30 protein-coding genes and 1 tRNA gene are annotated in these 20,139 nt (G+C 41.5%); 23 read left to right on the top strand and 8 right to left on the bottom strand.

Features of this window, described 5'->3' with window-relative positions; all coding sequences use genetic code 11:
- Together ICN44_RS04915 and ICN44_RS04910 are read left to right on the top strand one after the other, a co-directional pair.
- Positions 1–113, top strand: a 113-nt coding sequence (locus tag ICN44_RS04915) for an integrase core domain-containing protein (protein ID WP_216262962.1), incomplete at its 5' end; no start/stop codon positions are given.
- Positions 114–164: 51 nt separating this feature from the next.
- A complete protein-coding gene (locus ICN44_RS04910) occupies positions 165–734 on the top strand; it encodes a site-specific integrase (RefSeq protein WP_216262942.1) in 570 nt (189 codons plus the stop codon).
- Here the strand turns inward: ICN44_RS04910 and ICN44_RS04905 are convergent.
- On the bottom strand, positions 727–1,428 hold the full coding sequence (locus tag ICN44_RS04905) for a hypothetical protein (protein ID WP_215363857.1): 702 nt from the start codon (positions 1,426–1,428) through the stop codon (positions 727–729). The two genes, ICN44_RS04910 and ICN44_RS04905, sit on opposite strands and share 8 nt — an antisense overlap.
- Before the next feature lie 238 nt (positions 1,429–1,666).
- On the opposite strand from ICN44_RS04905, the gene ICN44_RS04900 reads away from it, so the two are divergent.
- From ICN44_RS04900 to ICN44_RS04885, 4 genes are all read left to right on the top strand, one after another.
- Positions 1,667–2,488, top strand: coding sequence for a hypothetical protein (locus ICN44_RS04900; protein WP_215363848.1), 822 nt, complete (start codon positions 1,667–1,669; stop codon positions 2,486–2,488).
- A gap of 59 nt (positions 2,489–2,547) precedes the next feature.
- Positions 2,548–3,243, top strand: a complete 696-nt coding sequence (locus ICN44_RS04895) for an AAA family ATPase (protein ID WP_215363845.1) — start codon at positions 2,548–2,550, stop codon at positions 3,241–3,243.
- Between the two features lie 12 nt (positions 3,244–3,255).
- Positions 3,256–3,687 (top strand): hypothetical protein, encoded by a 432-nt coding sequence (locus ICN44_RS04890; protein WP_215363824.1) that lies wholly within the window; start codon positions 3,256–3,258, stop codon positions 3,685–3,687.
- 94 nt (positions 3,688–3,781) lie between these two features.
- Complete coding sequence (locus ICN44_RS04885) at positions 3,782–4,102, top strand: hypothetical protein (RefSeq protein WP_215363821.1); 321 nt, start codon at positions 3,782–3,784, stop codon at positions 4,100–4,102.
- A 170-nt stretch (positions 4,103–4,272) separates the two neighbouring features.
- Here the strand turns inward: ICN44_RS04885 and xerC are convergent, their stop codons facing one another.
- Positions 4,273–5,580, bottom strand: coding sequence for a tyrosine recombinase XerC (gene xerC / locus ICN44_RS04880; RefSeq protein WP_255537416.1), 1,308 nt, complete (start codon positions 5,578–5,580; stop codon positions 4,273–4,275).
- A 240-nt stretch (positions 5,581–5,820) separates the two neighbouring features.
- Here xerC and ICN44_RS04875 point away from each other — a divergent pair.
- Together ICN44_RS04875 and ICN44_RS04870 are read left to right on the top strand one after the other, a co-directional pair.
- Positions 5,821–5,896: transfer RNA gene (locus ICN44_RS04875), tRNA-Phe, on the top strand.
- An 84-nt stretch (positions 5,897–5,980) separates the two neighbouring features.
- Complete coding sequence (locus ICN44_RS04870; protein ID WP_216262941.1) at positions 5,981–6,646, top strand: glycosyltransferase family 2 protein; 666 nt, start codon at positions 5,981–5,983, stop codon at positions 6,644–6,646.
- Between the two features lie 282 nt (positions 6,647–6,928).
- Here the strand turns inward: ICN44_RS04870 and ICN44_RS04865 are convergent, their stop codons facing one another.
- Positions 6,929–7,501, bottom strand: a complete 573-nt coding sequence (locus ICN44_RS04865; RefSeq protein WP_255537415.1) for a hypothetical protein — start codon at positions 7,499–7,501, stop codon at positions 6,929–6,931.
- Positions 7,502–7,570: 69 nt separating this feature from the next.
- On the opposite strand from ICN44_RS04865, the gene ICN44_RS04860 reads away from it, so the two are divergent.
- The 3 genes from ICN44_RS04860 (at position 7,571) to ICN44_RS04850 (ending at position 9,686) form a co-directional block, all read left to right on the top strand.
- Entirely contained in the window at positions 7,571–7,924 is a 354-nt protein-coding gene (locus ICN44_RS04860) for a helix-turn-helix domain-containing protein (protein WP_215305576.1), read from the top strand.
- A 124-nt stretch (positions 7,925–8,048) separates the two neighbouring features.
- Positions 8,049–8,732: a glutathione S-transferase family protein gene (locus tag ICN44_RS04855; protein ID WP_216262940.1), complete on the top strand. Its 684-nt coding sequence runs from the start codon at positions 8,049–8,051 to the stop codon at positions 8,730–8,732.
- Between the two features lie 102 nt (positions 8,733–8,834).
- Positions 8,835–9,686, top strand: a complete 852-nt coding sequence (locus ICN44_RS04850; RefSeq protein WP_255537414.1) for a hypothetical protein — start codon at positions 8,835–8,837, stop codon at positions 9,684–9,686.
- Between the two features lie 171 nt (positions 9,687–9,857).
- On the opposite strand, the gene ICN44_RS04845 is transcribed toward ICN44_RS04850, so the two are convergent.
- The 4 genes from ICN44_RS04845 to ICN44_RS04830 form a co-directional block, all read right to left on the bottom strand.
- The gene (locus ICN44_RS04845; protein WP_072582001.1) at positions 9,858–10,205 is read right to left on the bottom strand and encodes a DUF3024 domain-containing protein; all 348 of its coding nucleotides are present in this window, start codon (positions 10,203–10,205) and stop codon (positions 9,858–9,860) included.
- A 103-nt stretch (positions 10,206–10,308) separates the two neighbouring features.
- Positions 10,309–10,620, bottom strand: coding sequence for a helix-turn-helix domain-containing protein (locus tag ICN44_RS04840; protein WP_370623372.1), 312 nt, complete (start codon positions 10,618–10,620; stop codon positions 10,309–10,311).
- On the bottom strand, positions 10,617–10,940 hold the full coding sequence (locus ICN44_RS04835; protein ID WP_072582000.1) for a type II toxin-antitoxin system RelE/ParE family toxin: 324 nt from the start codon (positions 10,938–10,940) through the stop codon (positions 10,617–10,619). The genes ICN44_RS04840 and ICN44_RS04835 overlap by 4 nt, the downstream gene beginning before the upstream one ends.
- Positions 10,941–11,183: 243 nt before the next feature.
- On the bottom strand, positions 11,184–11,324 hold the full coding sequence (locus ICN44_RS04830) for a hypothetical protein (protein WP_216262938.1): 141 nt from the start codon (positions 11,322–11,324) through the stop codon (positions 11,184–11,186).
- A 545-nt stretch (positions 11,325–11,869) separates the two neighbouring features.
- Here ICN44_RS04830 and ICN44_RS04825 point away from each other — a divergent pair.
- The 3 genes from ICN44_RS04825 (at position 11,870) to ICN44_RS04815 (ending at position 12,971) form a co-directional block, all read left to right on the top strand.
- Positions 11,870–12,343 (top strand): cupin domain-containing protein, encoded by a 474-nt coding sequence (locus tag ICN44_RS04825; RefSeq protein WP_216262937.1) that lies wholly within the window; start codon positions 11,870–11,872, stop codon positions 12,341–12,343.
- 128 nt (positions 12,344–12,471) lie between these two features.
- Entirely contained in the window at positions 12,472–12,750 is a 279-nt protein-coding gene (locus ICN44_RS04820; protein ID WP_068949842.1) for a BrnT family toxin, read from the top strand.
- A 5-nt stretch (positions 12,751–12,755) separates the two neighbouring features.
- Positions 12,756–12,971: a BrnA antitoxin family protein gene (locus ICN44_RS04815; RefSeq protein WP_228385080.1), complete on the top strand. Its 216-nt coding sequence runs from the start codon at positions 12,756–12,758 to the stop codon at positions 12,969–12,971.
- Positions 12,972–13,135: 164 nt separating this feature from the next.
- On the opposite strand, the gene ICN44_RS04810 is transcribed toward ICN44_RS04815, so the two are convergent.
- On the bottom strand, positions 13,136–13,525 hold the full coding sequence (locus ICN44_RS04810; RefSeq protein ID WP_215321196.1) for a hypothetical protein: 390 nt from the start codon (positions 13,523–13,525) through the stop codon (positions 13,136–13,138).
- A gap of 548 nt (positions 13,526–14,073) precedes the next feature.
- Between ICN44_RS04810 and ICN44_RS04805 the strand changes: the two genes are divergently transcribed.
- The 9 genes from ICN44_RS04805 (at position 14,074) to ICN44_RS04765 (ending at position 20,137) form a co-directional block, all read left to right on the top strand.
- On the top strand, positions 14,074–15,294 hold the full coding sequence (locus ICN44_RS04805; protein ID WP_216262936.1) for a molybdopterin-dependent oxidoreductase: 1,221 nt from the start codon (positions 14,074–14,076) through the stop codon (positions 15,292–15,294).
- Between the two features lie 10 nt (positions 15,295–15,304).
- A complete protein-coding gene (locus ICN44_RS04800; RefSeq protein WP_215290234.1) occupies positions 15,305–15,616 on the top strand; it encodes a cytochrome c, class I in 312 nt (103 codons plus the stop codon).
- 150 nt (positions 15,617–15,766) lie between these two features.
- On the top strand, positions 15,767–16,156 hold the full coding sequence (locus ICN44_RS04795) for a tautomerase family protein (RefSeq protein WP_216262935.1): 390 nt from the start codon (positions 15,767–15,769) through the stop codon (positions 16,154–16,156).
- A 105-nt stretch (positions 16,157–16,261) separates the two neighbouring features.
- On the top strand, positions 16,262–16,687 hold the full coding sequence (locus ICN44_RS04790) for a BLUF domain-containing protein (protein WP_216262934.1): 426 nt from the start codon (positions 16,262–16,264) through the stop codon (positions 16,685–16,687).
- Between the two features lie 75 nt (positions 16,688–16,762).
- Positions 16,763–17,116, top strand: coding sequence for a hypothetical protein (locus ICN44_RS04785; protein WP_216262933.1), 354 nt, complete (start codon positions 16,763–16,765; stop codon positions 17,114–17,116).
- A gap of 84 nt (positions 17,117–17,200) precedes the next feature.
- Positions 17,201–17,692 (top strand): peptidoglycan-associated lipoprotein Pal, encoded by a 492-nt coding sequence (pal, locus tag ICN44_RS04780; protein WP_216262932.1) that lies wholly within the window; start codon positions 17,201–17,203, stop codon positions 17,690–17,692.
- A 15-nt stretch (positions 17,693–17,707) separates the two neighbouring features.
- Positions 17,708–18,229 carry a hypothetical protein gene (locus tag ICN44_RS04775; protein ID WP_216262931.1) on the top strand — a complete coding sequence of 174 codons (522 nt, stop codon included), beginning with the start codon at positions 17,708–17,710 and terminating at the stop codon, positions 18,227–18,229.
- A gap of 105 nt (positions 18,230–18,334) precedes the next feature.
- Positions 18,335–18,547 (top strand): hypothetical protein, encoded by a 213-nt coding sequence (locus tag ICN44_RS04770; RefSeq protein WP_216262930.1) that lies wholly within the window; start codon positions 18,335–18,337, stop codon positions 18,545–18,547.
- 282 nt (positions 18,548–18,829) lie between these two features.
- Positions 18,830–20,137 carry a cytochrome ubiquinol oxidase subunit I gene (locus ICN44_RS04765; protein WP_370624862.1) on the top strand — a complete coding sequence of 436 codons (1,308 nt, stop codon included), beginning with the start codon at positions 18,830–18,832 and terminating at the stop codon, positions 20,135–20,137.
- Positions 20,138–20,139: the final 2 nt, after the last annotated feature.

Here is a 20,139-nt window from a genome sequence, read left to right as displayed (position 1 = left end):
AAAACTGGATCACGATTTACAACGAAGAAAGACCGCACAGCTCTCTTGGCAGAATATCGCCTAGAGACTATCGAGCACAGGCAGAAAACAACACTTTAGGAATGTCGGATTGACGGGGGATACTACAACTGTAGCTCTGTATTTATTACTTTTAGGAGAGAGCTATGTCACAAGCAAGAGTTTTAAACCCAACTGAATTACGCCGCGTACTGGACTACGTTGCTACACGCAGGCACAGCGCACGTAACCGCGCCTCACTGCTTTTAACGCATTACGCTGGAATGAGAGTGGGCGAAGTCGCCGCATTACGTATTAACAATGTATTAAACAATGACGGCACTATTAAAGAAGAAATACGTTTAATGGCAAGCCAAACAAAAGGAAGCTATGCAAGGACTGTTTATTTAAATGAGAAAATGCAAAAAGAGCTGGCGCAGTATATAAAGTGCTTAAAAGTTAAAGACGTTACCAAGCCTTTATTTTATACACAGAAACGTGAAGGCTTTAGTGCCAACACTCTTACGCAACACTTTTTCTTTCTATACCGCAAGGTTGGTTTAGAAGGAGCAAGTAGTCATAGTGGAAGACGTAGCTTTTTGACAGGTTTGGCAAATAGAGGGACGGCAATTCATATTCTTAAGTCTCTCGCGGGACATAGAAATATTAGTACCACTGCCGCCTATCTGTACTCAAGCCCAACACAACTGAAGGCGGCTGTTGAATTGGTTAATTAGGAAACTTGCCAATAGCAACGTTGGCAATGGTTTTGTTTGCCATATCTAAATAACGCTTAATAGCACGTATAGCCTCTTTTTCCTCGCCACTGTAATTGACTTGTTTGCCAGTCAATGGGTTTGTAGTCATTCCATTAAGTAGGGTGGCTGGTATGCCCTCAACTTTTCTATTTGTCCTTCCATACTTCTCAGTGCGTGCCAAGTAGAAAAGCCTCACTTCTTTTAATAACTCTTTACCACTAGCCCCTTTATTGCCATTGGCTATTAGTTTTTGCCAAATATCATAGGTACGCAAATAAGCTCGGTAAGTAGAGACTTTCATTTCACTACCTTCAGCTAGCGCAAAACTTCTTTCAAGTTTTGGCGTGTACTGAATGTCTTCATAGTGCTGTATTAGTAGCTCCCTTAATTCATTTGCCGCCTGTGTAGGCGTTAATGACATTGGCACACTTACGGCAACATTGCTTTTGACACTTTGTTTACTTGCCAATTCAACATGTGGACTAGCTAATAGCTTGTCTCCCATTCTTTCCCAAAATATTCTGAAGTGTGTGTTTTCAACGTCGCCCCATTCTTTATAGAAAGCCTTATTAACTCTAACTTTCTTGTCAGCAAGCGCACGTTTTAAAAATTCATACCAAAGCCTATAAGCCTCTTTGCCGTCCGACTTTTTGTACTTTTTCTTTGTAGCCATAACTAGCAAAACTCCATTTTTACAGGCAGTGGAAACACTTGATAATCGACTTTTTTCCTTTGAAAACAAGGACTTATAGCGTATAATACATATATGGACTAGCGAAACAACGTTAATTCATTCTAAACAATTTGAGCATTACCCATAAACCGTTACGGACGGTATTTGCCGCATAAGTGCGACGTTTTTCACAAGCTGTTAGCTATTTCTCATTTAACTAACTTATTAGGAAAAACACATGCTAGACAACACAAAAGTAACTATTTCTGCAACAACTAAAGCAACAGAAGCTAAAGCAGTTGCGCCTTCAACTACGGCTGTTATTAAACGTGCCAACGAGCTAGTTAAGGCACGGGAAAAGTTTGAAACAGAAACTTTGGCGCGAAGCAATAAAGAGCTTTATGGCATTTTAAGTGAGGTATATGACTTGTTTACAAATGCTAGCAAAGACTTAGCCTGCTTGAAAGAGACAGTGAAAGAAATGAAGGCTGGACTTTCCAAGCGTAATGTAAGGGTACAAAGTAATTCGCCAGCACTAACTGTATTTGTCCGCTACGTATTTAATAGCGACAGAAAGCGTGCCTATAACTACACACGCACTTTAATGGCGGCAATTCAAGCCAATACTCCGCTTAATAAATTTTCTGAATTTATTGAAAGCAAGGGCGGCGTTGAGGAGTGTAAGAAAAACTTTGTCAAAAAAATAGAAACCGTACAAAAAGAGTTGGCAATTAAAGAGGCTACGGCTGAAATGACTGCCACTTTACAAACAATGGAAGCAGAGGAAGTAGTACATATGACTGACTCAAGCGTCTATTTCAGCGACGGTTGCGACTTTGTATATGTAATAGCTAGACAAACAGCTAAAGACAAGCTGGAGTTACTGCGAGTAATACCTAAAACAACGAAGGCATTAGAAAACTCGGCAATTAAAGAGTTGGCTAAAGACTTAATTGAAAAAAGGGCTACAGCAAAAGACGCTGGCAAAGCTAGTAAGAAGGACGTTGCTACAGCGAAGGCTGTCTCAAGCATGTCAGTTAAGCAAGTAGAAATGGCTTAACTATTTGAAAGGGGCTCGCCCCTTTCACTATCTATTACAAACTTAAACAAGGAAAGCATATGTTTATTAATAAATTTATTGACTCTGAAAGAAAGTATGCGCCGAAGCAAATTGGCGACATTATTTTCCCAAACACAAATGTTAAAAATGTTGTCACTGCCTATGCAAGTGGAGAAGTGACTCGTCCATTAATTCTTTGTGGCAGGAATGGTACTGGAAAGTCGCTAATTGCCAAACTAATTCCAAAAGCAATTGAGGGAATGGACAAGGTAGTTGCAACATATATTCAACCTTATGAATTGAATACAGACAGAGAGGTAGACAAGCTGTTTACAAGAAACAAGCAGTTTGACAACCTTTTTACAACTAATGGACAGCGGTATAGCTATTACGTCATTGAAGAAATGAATGCTTGTATTGGGGGAAGAAACTCATTCCGCACAGCTATAGATAACTACAAGGGCGTTGACTTAACAATTATTACCACTAATGAAGTAGCAAGAATTGACAAGGGTATACGTAGTCGCTGTGAGGAACTAGAAGTTCCAGCCTGTACTCCCGAAGTGTTTTTCCCATTTGCCAAAAACATTATGGAGAAAGAGGGGGTAGACATTAGTGACGCGGCGCTACTAGAAACATTAGAGGCTGTATATGACGAAAAACCCGACAACAGGCGCTACTACCAAGAAATTGACAGGTTGTTTAGAGAATGGCACTTGTCTAATGGCGGCACTCAATATGAAAAAGATGAATAGAAAGGAATTGATATGGGCTATAGAGAATATGTGGCTGACAGTTATAAAAATAGTATTCATAAAGCGGCTAGAAACGACATTAGCAACGAGTTTGCCAAAAAGCTAATTGTGGAAGCTAAAACATATGCAACTGAGTATGTCCACGCCTCATTAGAAAAAGACTTGTGCGTAACGACAGAAGAAAGCAATGAAGCAAGTAATTTTCTACTATTTGACGAGTTAGTTAACTACTTAAATGACAAAATTGAAATTGACGTAGAAAAATTAACTCGTATTCTAGAGTTGGACTATGAGCTTTATTGCTTTGGGCTTAGCTATGTTAATGGGCATAGTAGTTATAGGGACAGCATGCCTAGAATGGCTGGAGACAAATACAGGGCAATACTTTCAGTGCTTAGTAGTCTTTATATATGCCATAACTGTAAGGAGTTAAGCGAAAGCTAATACAAATTACTTAAATTAATTAGCCTACCCATTGCGGTAGGCTTTTTTTATGTAGTACCATTAATGAACCTTACAGAATTAATGGAGAACTTATATGGCTGTTAAGAAAAGTACACATTGGGAAGGGGCTCCCAATACAAATGCTAAAGCCGCGATAAATGAAATAAGAAAAGTTAAAGGTAAGTTAGCTATAGAGGTAACAAAGGCGCATATTAGAAAAGCAAAAGTTAGTGGCGTATTTGAAATTGCTGACACAGAAATGCCATTCCGCATTAAGAAGGGTGAATTAACTGTTGAGGTTATTTGTTTGTGGCATGGCAAAAAACCAAAGACTACATGGACACATTTAACGCTGGGGAAGCAATATGAATTAATTCCTAGCTACACTGGTGAGGTAGTAGCCAATATTAGCTAAGCTACCTGCTTAGAGTAAAGGTGGCGTTGAAAGTCTACGAATACTTTATTAATTTCGCCTACGTCTCCTAGCGCCTTCTCTGCCTCTGGTATTCCGCCGTACTTAGACTTTATAACTGTGCTTAGTTTTGAAGTGCCTAAAGCGTCAATTAAATGTACGCTTCGTTTAAATTAAGCTAGTTTTTCTGCCGCCATAGTTGCAGTTAATTTGCTGTAATGCCTTTCTATCATACCTACGCTAGTGCCCATTTGCTTTGCTAACGTATGAATATCAGTATGTCCGTCAGTCATAGCTAAGGTTGCATAAGTATGGCGCAAACTATATAAAGTACGATTTTGCCCAGTAGCCGTGTCAAGCAATAGTCCACTAGCTTTCATTAGCCATTTGAATGTAGTGTGAAAGCTCTTGGGCTGTGTGCCGTCGGGCAACTTAAAGACAGGAATGTCGTGCTTTTCCGACAATATCTCGTCTAATGACTTTCCTACAAACATAGGTTCTCTACTTACAAGTCTGTGTAATGCTTCCTCAGCTTTGTTTTTAGCTATTAAGTACCTTGCGCCAGTTTTGCCAGTAACCCATATACGCAAGTAACGCTTGCCAGTGTTTGCGTCAACGTACCACTCAATGTGCTTCCATTTAATTTTTTGGCTTTCTTTCCCACTACGCATACCAGTGCCTACAAGCAACTCTATATAGTCACGACTCAATAGGCGCATTTCTTTTGCTAGCTTGGAGTGTCCGCCTAGGCTGTAGTCCTCTAAATACTCAAACAAATATTCAATTTCTTGTCTACTAAACGCTGGGCGTGTCTTACCTTTTGCGCCACGGCGACTCATATGTGCAAGAGGAACTTGTGCGCTTATCCAGCCGCGCTGTATGGAAGTGCCAATAATTCTGTTGTAAGCACTAGAGTGAGTCGCTAAAGTACTGCCAAGCGGAACACGTTTCATTAAAGCATTCCGCCAAACTTCATATTCACGCATGTGCTCGGCACTAATATTCTCTAAATATCTTTTACCAAAAAACGGAATGAAGTATTTGTTAATGACACGTATGTAGTCACTGTTAGTCATTGGCTTAATGCCTGCAACAATTTCTGCTTCTAGCTCTTTAATCGTTGCTTGCGCTACTGACTCAAAACGTCGTCGCGTGTAACTAAGCCCAACTCGCTCTCTAAAACGTGCCTCGTCATATATTTCACATGCCGCACGACTTGCATACTGAAGGTTGTAATGCTTTGTAGAAACGCAATGCCAGCGTTTGTCGTACAGCTTAAAACGGGCTTGCCAAACGTCACTTCTTTCACGCTTATAAAGTACTACCTCACCGTCCCTTAAATAGACGGTTGCGGGTTGCCCAGTGCCATTCGTCACAAGGCTTAGCTGTTGTAAGTTGTTTTCAGCCAGTTGTATTATTTGCTTGGCTTTAGCAATTTCGTCTGGGCTAAACGTGTTTATGTTGCGTAGAGTTTTGGGCATTGCTTACGTAGAAAAACACTAGCGTAAATTCGTCCTGCGTACATGGGCAACCTGTTTTCGCAATTAATTTTCATGTCGGCGCGGTACAAACGAAAAGTTTCGGCAGAATTATTTGCCAGCTTAACGCACTGTAGAGCTAGCGTTTAAGCGGAAAGAAAGGCTGAGTTATACAAAATGAATAGCGTTTCTGTGTTTTTTTGCAACGTGCCAATACTTTTAGCTATAATTGACAGTCTAAATGGCCTGGTAGCTCAGTCGGTAGAGCAGAGGATTGAAAATCCTTGTGTCGGTGGTTCGATTCCGCCCCGGGCCACCAAGAATCTCAATAGCCCACTTGTTGGGCTATTTTCTTTTGTGCATGCTGAGTTTATGACTATCAATGTCATAGTTTCATGCTCTAATGCGACTCAATATGATCACTGTAGTTATTGCCTCCTATCGATACGGACACCTTGCCGCCCATTGCATCGAGTCCCTGCTTTCCCAAACCATATCGCCTACAAGAATTTTATTTGTTGATGATGGCGGTTTAGACTGCAACCATCTGCCAAGCTTATATCCTGATATCGAATATGTATTGAGAGAGGAGAATCTAGGGGTTGTAGATAACTTTCAAGACATTCTATCCAGAGTAGATACTGAATATGTTCTATTTATAGGGGCTGATAATTGGTTGCGTTCAGACGCGATTGAGTTGTTATCCAAGACCAGTGCCGATATTGTTACTTATGACGTTATTGTTACTGGTGAATTAAAGGAAGACATCCTCATGCGATTGCCTATTCAGGCATTTCCTCATCAGGGTGATTTGTATTGGAATCGTCAGGATCAGCATCATGGATCAATGATGTATCGCACAGCTCTTGGACAAAAAATTGGATACAAAAAGAGATATGAGCATGGAGTCCACCCCCAAGAAGATTGGAATCTTTGGGATAAGATGCTCCAACAGGGCGCTACAGTAGCCAGCCTCAAGGAGGGGCTTTTATTTTATAGGAGACATCGAGAAAATTTTTTGAAATATTCTCATGAAACCTCGCAATTAAAAGAGCTAGAGGTAAATTAACTTTTGAGGGCGAGCCAGAGTCAGGCATCCTGGGCCCTGGTCGATTCCGCCCCGGGCCACCAAGAATCTCAATAGCCCACTTGTTGGGCTATTTTTATTAGAAGTCCTCAATGGCGCTTAGACCTTGCGCCCAGCGTAGTCGGTCAAATCCCATAGATTTAATCCGTCAATTAGGATTCAGCCACTCTGGTTCTAGACTGGGGTATCGGGTTAATGAAATGTCCTTTTAAAAGACAAATCAATTATTCATCCCCGTGTCAGTCAATGTCGTTTTAAACGACATTACTCAATCAAGTTATTTCTGCCCAATCTTCCTTTAACCAAATCAATCCCATATTTGATGACTGCTACAAATAGGATTGATCCTGCTACATCCCCACAGAACATTGCTTTGAAATGATTCCAACTCCCAGAATCTAAGCCCCTACTTACAAACCAAATTTGATGTAGGCCTGAACTTAGCAATGAATAAGCAATGATGATCATTAATAGATGCTTCACTGAAATGTTGCTTAAGTCGGCCTGAACTTTTAAATTGTGAATTACAAAATGTCTGCCGAGCAGTGGGGCCACCCCACAGATGAGGGCTATTCCTAGTGTCGATATGAGATCTAGTTCATAAAACCCAATGTAGTTAATCAATAAAGAGGCAATGACTAAACCTACAGCCCCTGAGTAATCAAATATCAGCGTGAGAAAGATGCGAATTCCCGCAGGTAGAAAAATCCAATTAACCCCCTTAGCATCTTCCAGTGGCACGGTAATGAATTGATTCAAGTAAAAGAACCCCAGATACAGGGTGACACTAAGGGCTACTTCAAAGAAATATTGGCTAGAAGCCCTATAGCTAAGCATTTAACGATTATGAATTTTATTAATGCCTAGAATACTGGTGTTTACCCTGCGGGGGGTATTATGATAATTATGAAACTTATAAAATCTTCCAGTTACATTCGATTTTTACAGTTCTTAGATAGCCTAGATCGGATGAATCCAGGTAAGAAGCTAGATAGCACTGAAGAGCAGATTCTTAACTATGTCAGCCTTGGATATGCTCAAGGAGAGGAATTATTGGTGGGTGATTTAATTCATCTAGACCATCTTGGCTCTCAAGCTACATTACATGGACGCCTAAAGAATCTCGTTGCGATGGGCTATGTTCAGTTGATTGAAGATAAAAATGACGCTCGTAAGAAAGCGGTGATGCCAACTGTTAAGGCTAGAAAATACTACGATACGCTCTCTACTTGTTTAGAAAAAGCATTCAAGAATAGTTAGCCTGGATAGGCATCCTCTGCCCTGGTCGATCCCGCCCCGGGCCACCAAGAAACACCAAAACCACCTTCGGGTGGTTTTTTCATTTGTGGGTATGATTAAAAAGATCCATTTCTAGGAATAAAAAATGCTAAAGCTCTACTATCACCCCTCACCCAATCCAGCGAAAGTGGCTCTGTATTTAGAAGAGACTAATACCCCCTATGAAATTATTGTGACTGATACGCGCAAGGGTGATCAACACAAACCAGAATTTAGAGCAATTAATCCTAATGGAAAGACGCCCGCTTTAGTTGATGGTGACATTAAGGTGTTTGATAGCAATGCCATCATGCTTTACTTGGGTGAAAAGATTGGCAAATTCATGCCAGAAAATACTCCAAAGGCACATGCTGGGCTGTATTCATGGCTTATGTTTGTGGCTACAGGCATTGGCCCATATTGTGGACAGGCCGTTCACTTCAAACACTTTGCTCCAGAGCCAAAAGAATATGCCGTTAATCGTTATGACTTTGAAGCATGGCGTCACTGGTTGTTAATTGAAGAGCATCTATCCAAACAGCCTTATATGCTTAGTGAATACAGCATTGTTGATATGTCTGTATGGGGCTGGGCTAGAGTCATTCCTTTTGTACTTGGAGAAGGGGCATGGGAAAAGTTGCCTAGTGTTAAGCGTCTGTTAGATGAAATCAATGCCAAGCCAAGTGCTCAGGCTGTGGAGGCGATTAAGACTATACATACCTTTAAAACTGAGGTAGACGAAGATTCTCGAAAGAATCTATTTCCAAGTAACGAAAGACTCAAGCGCTAGGATCTAGCATCCTGGGCCCTGGTTCGATTCCGCCCCGGGCCACCAAGAAAGACCAAAACCACCTTCGGGTGGTTTTTTCATCAATAGCGTCTAGAATGGCCGATGTTGTATTTCATATTGCGGCTCTTTAGCTCACTTCCATTGGCAGCCATTCAAATCATTGGCGCTGGCACAGGTGTATTGGTTTACTTATTTTCTTCTAGGTACCGACGACGCTTATATAAAAATCATCTGAGCGCAGCCCATTATTCAGGATTCAAATCAACCCCGTGGAGGGTGGCCGCCGAATCTGGAATGATGTTTGCTGACACATTATGGATTTGGAGACATCCTAAATCTTCCATTACGAAAGTAAGCATAGAACATTTAGATCAAGTTATTGAGCTATCCAAGAATGGCAAAGGTTTAATTGTTCTTGCTTCACATTTAGGAGGCTTTGAAATAGTGCCTCGTATTTTTGCTGAACATACAAGAGCAACAGTAATGTATAGGCCAGCCCGAAAAAGATGGGTTAATGAGCTTATGCTTAAATCAAGAAAACATACCGAGATTGAATTTGTTGAAGCAAATCTTGGCGGGGTTCGTCAGATTAAACGAGCTTTAATAAAAGGTGAGGTAGTTGGCCTATTGGCAGATCAGGTGCCTAGCATTGGCGATGGAGTGTGGGCTAAATTTTTTAATCAGTATGCTTATACAACCTCATTTCCAATTAAATTAGCTCGCCAAGTAAATGTAGCAATCCTTTTTGTTGGAGCAGAAAGACTAGGATTAGGAAAGGGCTGGCTCATTAAGAGCCAATTGATGAACGAGGCATTTCCTGATTGTCTAGTCGATGCCTGTACAGAAATGAACCACTATTTTGAAGAGATGATACTTTCTAAGCCACATCAATATATGTGGTCTTACAACCGCTACAAAAGACCAGCTGGAGCAGAATTGGCTCCCACAGAGTAAGGCATCCTCGGCCCTGGTTCGATTCCGCCCCGGGCCACCAAGAATTCAAAAAGAGAGCTTCTAGCTCTCTTTTTTCATTTGAAAGTTAGCATCGACACTATAAATCTTGTTTTTTATTCTGGAGTAGCTAATAGTCAAGGCAATGCAACTAGGGTGACTAACCCAAGCTTGTTATCCAAAGAAACAGCCATATTGATCGGCATCAATAACTTGTAGTGCCTCATTGAGATCTTTTGAGATTGGATTTGGCTCATAGGCTTGCCATTTTCCGCTGGCTCGCATCCAATAAATATGCCACAGAGCCTCAGACTGTATATACCGAAATTTTACAAACGGTCGTCGAGTTAACTCTCCTGGTTTTCCACGCCACAAAGGGCGAACTTCAAAAACACTTACAGTCTGGCCATCGATTTCGTAATCGTAATCAAGATCTTTTTTGATTTCAAGTGGAGCTAGAAGCAGACACCACTGCCCGACCAAATAGTCAATATCCCCTAGCTGTTCAATGCTAAATGCCATATCTGATTAGTTGTCCCAGAAAGTAAAACTGATCAATCAATTTTATTTCAAACATAGCTATTATGAATTATGGGTGAAATGATTACAGTGGATATAGACGTCCTCAGACTAAATGAAGCTCAACTCTCTTGCCCAAGGCCGCCGCATACTTTCTTAGGGTAGTTAGGCTTGGGGAATGTTTGCCGGTAGCCAGAGAGCTTTCTAATCTAGCAATAGCTGGGGTTTGTGTTCCCATCTTTTTTGCCACTTGAGCTTGCGTTAATCCAGCCTCTTTCCTTGCCGTAAGAATCTCATCAAGAATAGCAAATTCAGTGCGATCAAGTTCTTTGACTGCGGCTTTTACAGCTGGCTTTTTAAGCATTTTGCTTATCATTTGTTTATGGGTAAGCATTTTTGTTTTCTTCTGTGTTGTCATTTTTTCCACTCCTTCATACGTGCTTTCGCAATCTTTAATTCTTTCTCAGGCGTCTTTTGAGTCTTCTTAATAAAGCTATGGAGCATCACTATTTCTTTCTCCACCATCGTACAAAAGAAAACCCGAGCGATACCTTCAGCCCCTTTAAGTCTTAATTCAAATAAGCCGCCGCCAAATGAATCCGTATGAGGCAAGCCTAAATTCGGCCCATGCTCAATCATTCGAGTGGTCAATCCAATATAGCGAGCTTGAAGCGTGTCGGGAAGATTCATAATGTCTTCTTGAACCTGCTCGCTGTAATAAAGGATGGAATAGCTCATCCGTGTATGTTAACAAATTTGTTAACATTGAGCAAGAGTAAATTGTCTTTTAAAGCAACAGTCTAGAGGCGGAATTAAACATCCTAGGTCCTGGTCTATTCCGCCCCGTACCACTAAGAAATACCAAAATCACCTTCAAGTGTTTTTTCATTGGTGCTGACGGATAAGGTTCCGTTGTAATAAGATCAAAAAAATGCCCGCATACTTCTGCGGGCAAAGATGGTTACTGCGAGAAAACTGTTCTTAATTTGAGCAAGCTTGATTTAGGTAGGTAATCACCCCATCTTTAGTAAAGCCAATTTTGCCCACCTCTAATGTTGATGCGCTTACGACACCTACAAACAATCCAATAACAAACCCGACAACTAAATGTTTTATCCCCATTTTCTTCTCTCACAATTATGTTGTTAGCAGTGAGTCAATACTCTGCTTGTGCCAATTAGAAAAACTTGTCCTAAGTCAATTTTCTTGCAAAGTGTGGGTAGTACTTTAGTTCTAATGATGATTTTTCGTACTAAAAAACGCTATGAGGATTTCTATTTTTGCGGCGCGATAAAGAATTTTTAATACCAACCAAAGATTAGATATCCTCAGGTCCTGGTCGATTCCGCCCCGGGCCACCAAGAATCCTAATAGCCCACTTGTTGGGCTATTCTCTTTTGCGGCTTGACCGCTATAAATTTCGGATATCCCCATCTAGAAATGCCCTTTAAAGGGACGAATCAATTACACGTCCCCGTGTCGGTCGATGTCGTTTAAAACGACAATTCTTATTATGCTCAAGGGTTAGTCCTAGCTATATTCCATCGCACTTGGCACTATCTTTAATGGTCGTATAAAAAGCCAATTCAAGATAGTTATCGGTTGGAGGGGACATTAACCACCTTTTGGGTGATTTTTTATTTAAGGTAAAAGATAGGGAGTTCGGTATGAAAGTATTGTTGGCCACGCTGTTTACATTTTTATTCTCCGCGACAGTTTATGCAGAGAATTTACCCGGCGGATTTATTACAGTTAAAGAAGATCAGATTGTTTGGAAGACCAATGAAAACGGCGTCAAGCAAACCACCCTATACGGAGACCCTAGCAAGCCAGGAATTTATGTGGTCCGCAATATTTTTCCTGCGGGGGTAATGAGTGCACCCCATTCTCACGATCAAGATCGATTTGTTACGGTAATCAGCGGGGTTTGGTATGCAGGCATGGGCCCTGAGTGGGATCCAAAAAAGAATATTCCAATGCCAGCAGGTAGTCTGATGTTTCATCCGGCTAACGGCGTACATTTTGATGGCGCCATGGCGGCTGATACCCAAGTGCAAATCATTGGTATGGGGCCAGTGAAGACGGACTGGATTTATCCTAAGGAAGACCGTTTTGGAAAACCGCATAAGTTAAGCCAGTAGGAAGAAATCCTCAGCCTTGGTTCGATTCCGCCCCGGGCCACCAAGAAACACCAAAACCACCTTCGGGTGGTTTTTTCATTTGGGCGGACGGACTTGCTTCTTCCATTTAATATATGTACAATGTACATATGACTTCATTGCGATTTGAATGGGAACCTAGAAAAGCTTCAGCCAATCTGAAGAAACACGGTATTTCATTTGAAGAGGCGAAATCTGTGTTTTATGATGAAAGTGCTAAGTTAATTTCCGACCCCGATCATTCGGAGGACGAAGACAGATTTATCTTGCTGGGAGTAAGCCATTCTCTTCGTGTGATTTTGGTTTGCCATTGTTATCGAAGCGAGGGTAATGTCGTTCGTATTATTTCGGCTCGTAAGGCAACCCCTAAAGAGTCAAAAGCTTATTAAAGGTGATGAAGATGCGTAAAGAGTATGATTTCTCAAAAGCTCGTAAAAATCCATATGCTTCTATGCTCAAGAAGCCCATTACGATTAGATTGGATGAGGATTCAGTGAGTTACTTCAAATCTGTATCAGAAGAAGTTGGAATTCCTTATCAAAGCCTCATTAATCTCTATTTGAGAGATTGTGCCGCTTCGCATAAGAAATTGAACCTTAGCTGGAAGTAGTCTAGGGGTAGGATGAGAATTTCCTGAGGCCCCGGTTCGATTCCACTCCGGGCCACCAAGAAACATCTTCGAGTGATTTTTTATTTGATCGGATTGGTTAGCCACTATTGGTCTCAGGCCCTCCAACATTCCTCTGGACTCGAGATATTGTTTAAAAAAATCGTTTAGTTTAGGAGTGGCTTTTGGCACCTACCAAGAAACTCTGTTCTGGCTATATTGCGTTCATTAGGATTTATCTTTTCACCAACAGCCCAAATAGCATCAATTTCTGCGAATGACTGCGTGCTTGTATCGTAAATAATGCGTTTACGCTGCCTGGTACCGCTTTCTTCTTTTATAAAGTTACAACTGATGATGTTGGCTTGTTGAGCACAATCATAATCATCAATCTTGTAATTTTGGAACTTATAAGTTCGTGTAACCTGAGGTGTAACTACCTCTTGTTTTGCTTCAGTCTTAATGGCTGCACCATAACAACTTAATGTTAAGTTGTTAGGATTTTGTGAGCAAGCAACCAGTAAGCTAAACAGCGTTAGTACAAGCAATTTCCTCATAGCACCCTTTATAGTTTTAAAAATTATAAGTGATTTTTCTCCCCTACAGTTATGTTGTTAGCGGCGCGTCAATACTCTGCTTGCGCCTATTAGAAAAACTTGTCCTAAGTCAACCTTCTTGCCAAGAGCGGGTAATACTTTAGCTCTAGTGATGATTTTTAGTACTAAAAAACGCTATAAGGATTTCTATTATTGCGGCGCGTTAAAGATTTTTAAATAGCCACCAAGGATTAGACATCCTCGGCCCCAGTCGATTCACCCCGGGCCACCAAGAATCTCAATAGCCCACTTGTTGGGCTATTTTCTTTTAAGGCTTGCCAAGGTTAGGTGCCATTGGTCACGGATATCGCATTCAAGAGCCGTCTTTTAAAAGAGCAAACTAATTTGACTGCCCTGCGTCGATTTAAGCATATAGCTTATTAATGGCGGTTGCTCGCAATATCATTTAAAACGACATTTTTAATGCTCGATGAGGGTAATCACCAACGCATGCCTCTTTAAAAGTAGCTATTCTTACCTGAACCAAAAATACTATGGAGGAGACATCCATGAATTCAGAGAACTTTACCAATAGACGGAAAGTCATTACAGCCGCATTGGCTGGTGGAGCCAGTTCATTATTGCCATCTTGGGCAATGGGCGCAGAGAAAACAAATTTACCTATGGCCTATGGTGAGCGCGAACTCATGGCGTTTCCTGAAAAGAAGCCCATGATTGTGCTGACCTCTAGGCCCCCACAATTAGAAACACCATTTCAGTATTACGACAATCATGTCATTACGCCAAATGATGAATTCTTTGTACGCTATCACATGGCCGGCATTCCAACATCCATTGACCCTAATACTTATCGACTAAAAGTTGGGGGCAATGTAGAAAAGCCTTTAGAGATTTCTCTAGAGTCGTTAAAGAAAAACTTTCCATCGCAACGCATTGTTGCTGTTAATCAATGCTCTGGTAATAGTCGCGGCTTATTTGAGCCTAGAGTGAATGGTGGGCAACTCGGTAATGGTGCGATGGGTAATGCCGCTTGGGTTGGCGTTGCCTTAAAAGATATTTTGAAGGCGGCCAAACCCGGCGGCGGAGCTAAGCAAGTAACCTTTAATGGCTTGGATCAGCCAATTCTTCCAAGCGATTCAGATTTTGTAAAAGGCCTAGATATTGATCACGCCATGGACGGCAATGTGATGGTTGCCTATCAAATGAATGGCACAGATATTCCTTTCTTAAACGGCTATCCAATCAAGTTAATTGTTCCCGGCTACTACGGAACATATTGGGTTAAGCACCTTAGTGAAATTAAAGTGGTTGATGATGTATACAACGGTTATTGGATGAATCCTGCTTATCGCATTCCTGATAATGACTGTAACTGTGTTGCGCCTGGAACCGCACCTTCAAAAACGATTCCTATTAATCAGTTTACGATTCGCTCATTCATTACGAACTTCACAGACAGTAGCGTTGTCGCTATTGGTAAGCCGGTTCAAGCCCGAGGCATTGCCTTTGATGCGGGCTATGGCATCAAAAAAGTTTTGTTCTCGCAGGACAATGGACAAAATTGGACAGAGGCGAGATTGGGTCAAGACCTTGGACGTTTCTCATTTAGAGAGTGGCGCATTGAATTTACGCCAAAACAAAAAGGGATATTGGACTTAAGGGTCAGAGCATTTAATCATGCTGGCCAAGTTCAGCCCATGACTGCAAGCTGGATGCCTGCAGGCTATATGCGAAATATTGTTGAGACTGTAAAAGTCACAGCGGTTTAAGGAGAAGAATATGAAAAAAACTATCCTCCTTCTATCTGCTCTTGCTTTGGCACAAATGGCACAAGCTAAAACGATTGAGTTACCAGCTGATACTGTTTTATGGCGACCATCAGATTTGCCTGGCTATCAGCTGACTTTACAGAAATGTTCTACCTGCCACTCTGCCCACTATGCAGAATATCAACCGCCCAATACGGGAGTTGGCTATTGGAATGCTCAAGTTTTAAGGATGAAAAATGTATTTAAGGCGCCCATTACTGATGAGGAGGTTCCAGTCATAGTCGACTACCTTAATAAAACTTATGGGGCAAACAGGAAATAGAATTAAACATCCTCGGCCCTGGTTGATTCCGTGCCGGTCCTCCAAGAAACACCAAAACCACCCGAGGGTGGTTTTTTATTTAGCAATCTCTCAAGCTTCTGCGCAATTAATTGCATCTGTTTAAGATAGATGAATCTAAGGAGAATAGTGATGCCATTAGTCAGAATTGATTTAAGTAAAAAACACCCTGAGAGTTTTGCTCAGCAAGTCGGGGACATTATCTATAACGTGATGCGCGAGCAAATCAACGTTCCTGAAGAAGATAAGTTTCAGGTTATTACTAGACACGATGCATCAGAATTAAATATCCCAAAAAGCTATTTAGGAATTGAATACTCAGAGGGCATCATTTTTATTCAAGCGACCATAAGTTTTGGTAGGTCCATAGAGGCAAAGAAGAAGCTATATAAAGCCATTTGTGAGGCCTTGGTGCAACAGCTTCAAGTCAGGCCTCAAGATATTTTTATTAACTTGCTTGAGGTAAGCAAAGAAAATTGGTCATTTGGCAATGGCGAAATGCAATATGCAGACAAGGATTAGGCATCCTGGCCCCAGTCGATAGGGTTATTGCCCATTTAAGCTTGATGACTAAAAGAACAAACTGGCTTTAGTTTTCATAGTTATTTTTAGAGGCCGGGAGAATAAGTGAGTGTTGACGATCCAAATCAATTGGTTGAGCTGAGCTATATCAGCAAAGCAACTCATGACATGGGCCTTTCAAGCTTAGTCCATCTATTTGATGTTGCCCGAAGGTGGAATTTAGACCATGAGCTTACCGGTGCTCTTTTCTACGAGAATGGCCATTTCGCCCAGATTCTTGAAGGTAAGCGAAAGGATGTTTTGTTCATTTGGGAAAAAATTCAAAAAGACTATCGCCATAAGGTTCTGCATCGAATTGAGCTCGATGAGATTGACCAAAGATTGTTTCCCAATTGGGCCTTAAGGTTTTATGGGGGCGATCAAATTGCTAAGGATGTTCCGCATCTAGTTGGCCTGCTTGATGGTCTTCCAAGCCATGATGTTGAATTGTTGAGAATCATGCGCTCAGTGGCTAAAGGTGATCAAAATTAGGGTTAAATATCCTTAGCCCAGTTTGTTGCCATTGTTAAAAACGACAAATTTGGTAATCAGGTATAGAATTTGCCTATGCTGCTTCGTAGTAAAACACTCGTTCTATTGATATGCCTCTTCTTGATTGCATTTAAGGCGGCAGCTGGAAGTATTTTTATCCAGTCTGCAATTGAGCGGGCAGAGCTTGCTGGTAGTTATAACAATGCCTCAGCTTCACAGCAAGCACATAACAGCTCTGATTCGGCCGATGACAAAGAGCAGGTTCATACGATGTATCTGATGAGCCATGTAACCGCAAACATTAGCGAGATTAGAATTGCTGTTTTTCTTCCATCAATGACCATGCATCAATTTGCCATGGCAAATGAAGTTTTGTTGACGCAAAACTTTCCCGACTCAGCGTTTAAACCACCCAAAGCTATAGCCTAATTTTCTTAGGTTGGGCATGCTTTAGCGGCGTGCCTCTTTGCTATTTGGCTACTAAGGTGTAGCCATGTTTGGGGAAACCTCATCATGTTTAAATTTGTAAAAATAGTGCCATTGGCATTATTGGTTTTATTTGTTTCCGCTTGCAGTAGCGTTAAGTTAGATGATGCCAATGGCGTCACCACTGTTAACGCTGGAGGTTCTTCTAGTTACGATCCAATTAGTGATCCGACGTCTAGTGTTTATGGCAAACGTTCAATCTATTTTGAGTTTGACAGCTATACCGTAGACCCAAAATATGCATCAACAATCTCCGCGCATGCTTCTTACTTAAAGGCATTTCAAAAGCAAAAAGCTTTTGTGATCATCCAGGGCAATACCGACGATCGTGGAACTACCGAGTACAACCTTGCCCTAGGTCAAAAACGATCAGAAGCCATTAAGAAGGCGTTACTTGCCCAGGGCGTCAGTGAATCTCAGTTAGAGGCGGTGAGCTTTGGAAAAGAAAAGCCAGCTAACCCAGCTCAGACAGAGGCGGCATTTAAAGAAAATCGCCGCGCTGATTTTGTCTATCAATAACTAATTGGCCACTCAATGAAAAACATATTTAAGTTAAGTTTGATAGGAGTTATTTTCCTGGGGGGATGTGCGACAAGCGTTATACCCAATAACCCAGTACAGGTTGCTAAGGCACAATCACCAATGATGGCTCCAGCACCAGATCACTCGGGGTCTGTAACTAAGCGACTGAATGATTGCATCATTCACAGCAATCAAAGTGCTGATGCGTTGTTAGCGGACAGTCAAATCATCGCTGTCACAAGAAGCAATCCTCACGCCAAAGCCCTCTTTAGTTCCGCAGATAAATTAACGGATCAGCAAACTGTGGCATTGACAAATTATTTGGCTGAAGCAAACTCCTGTCGACCCATTGCTTTGGAGGGCTTAAGCCCCGAAAAGAAAGCGGTTTACGAAGATTTTTTTAAAAAGATTGATGGTGTTTATGCAGATCTTATAGCCAGAAAGATCACTATTGGAGTGGCCAATCAAGAAAGGCAATTGCTAATTCAAGATGCCCGCATGAAGAAATTAGCGCTTCAATCTAAAAAGAATTAGCGAGATACATGTATGGCTAGATATAAATTTGTGTGCCGCTCTTGTAAGTTTGAATGCATTAGTAGCATAGGCAGAGAGGTTGGTCTTCACTCTTCTAGGGTGGCGATGGTTTGTAAATCTTGTTCAACGATTGATGCTTATACAGTGGCTCATCCAGGAAGTATTAATACTGAAATTAGTAGGGCACCGGTTTGTACTAGTTGCCACTCGAGTAATCATCTGTCTGAGTGGGATGGCCTTACCTGTCCGCATTGCAATACGAGCATGATGGCTTTAGGCGGTGATGTAGATGCTGAAAAGCCTTTTAAGTACTGGTAATCAAGGATATATGCCAATACAGGGGCCTGCTAGCAGATGTTGATTGAGGCCTTAAATTTTGTGCTGCGCTTGTTATAGGATGTAGGAGACACTAAAACCACCTTCGGGTGGTTTTTTCATATTAGGCAATATCGTTAAGGCGACATGCGATGCTGAGGTAAGTCCATTAAACCAGCATCAGCAAGTTAGAAAGGTAAAGAGCATAATAAAAGCACATTAAAAATAAGAGGTAACAAAATGGTAGATACGCTTATTTTGAGCAGAATTCAATTTGCTTCGAATATGACTTTTCACATTCTTTTCCCAACAATATCGATTGCATTGGGATGGGTGCTTTTTTATTTCAAAGTTAAATTTAATAAAACTGGCGACTCAGTATGGAGCCAAGCCTATCAATTCTGGGTCAAGATATTCGCTCTAACTTTTGCCCTGGGGGTTGTTAGTGGTATCACGATGAGTTTTCAGTTTGGAACCAACTGGCCTGGATATATGCAAACGGTTGGCAATATCGCAGGACCTTTGCTTGGCTACGAAGTTTTATCGGCATTCTTCCTCGAGGCAACTTTTTTAGGAATTATGTTGTTTGGCTCCAAAAGAGTCTCTCAAAGAGCTCACACTATCGCTACATTTTTAGTTGCCTTCGGTACATCACTATCGGCATTTTGGATCATTGCTTTAGATTCTTGGATGCAAACCCCGCAAGGGTTTGAGATGATTAATGGTCAAGCACATGCAGCTAATTGGATTGAGATTGTCTTTAATCCTTCCATGCCGTATCGCCTCTTGCATATGATGACAGCATCATTTTTGACGGTAACGTTTTTAATTGCAGGCATTTCTTCTTATCGATATTTAAAGGGCATTAATCTTTCTGGCAATCGAGCGCTGATTAAGTTGGCAATGTCCATGGCGGTAGTGTTAGCCCCGTTACAAATTGTGCTTGGCGACTCGCATGGCTTAAATACGTTAGAGTATCAACCCGCAAAGGTAGCGGCAATGGAGGGAATTTGGGAAACAACCAAAGGTGCCCCCGCCGTTTTGTTTGCAATACCCGATGAAACCACGAAAGCCAATAAATACGAAATAGCCATTCCAAAGCTTGCGTCTTTATATTTGACGCACTCATTTGCTGGCGAAGTGCAGGGCTTGGATGCCTTCCCTGGCGCAACCCCACCAGTCGCCCCCATCTTCTTTGCCTTTCGCATCATGGTCGGCATCGGCATGTTGATGCTCTTAACTGCATTCGTTGGGTTTTATCTCACAAGAAAAAATAAAGAACTACCAACCTGGCTTTTAAAAGGTCTCAGTGTGATGACATTTTCTGGTTGGGTCGGAGTAGTTGCCGGTTGGTATGTGACCGAGATAGGCAGACAACCTTACCTTGTTAGTGGGGTACTCAAGACTGCTGATGCGGTTACTAAAGTGCCTACCAATATGGTTTTGGGTACGCTTGTGATGTACCTTGCGCTGTATTTAGGGCTTATTGTTTCTTACATTTGGGTTGTTTTTTATTTGGCAAGGCAAGCTAATCCTGCACATATTATTGATGAGCAAAAATCAGGCCTCACAAACAACATTGCAGGAGCATAAGA

This window comes from Polynucleobacter sp. JS-Fieb-80-E5, assembly GCF_018882015.1.
Lineage (GTDB): Bacteria > Pseudomonadota > Gammaproteobacteria > Burkholderiales > Burkholderiaceae > Polynucleobacter.
The sequence above is the reverse complement of the archived record's forward strand: the minus strand, read 5'-3'. Positions and strand labels throughout refer to the sequence as shown.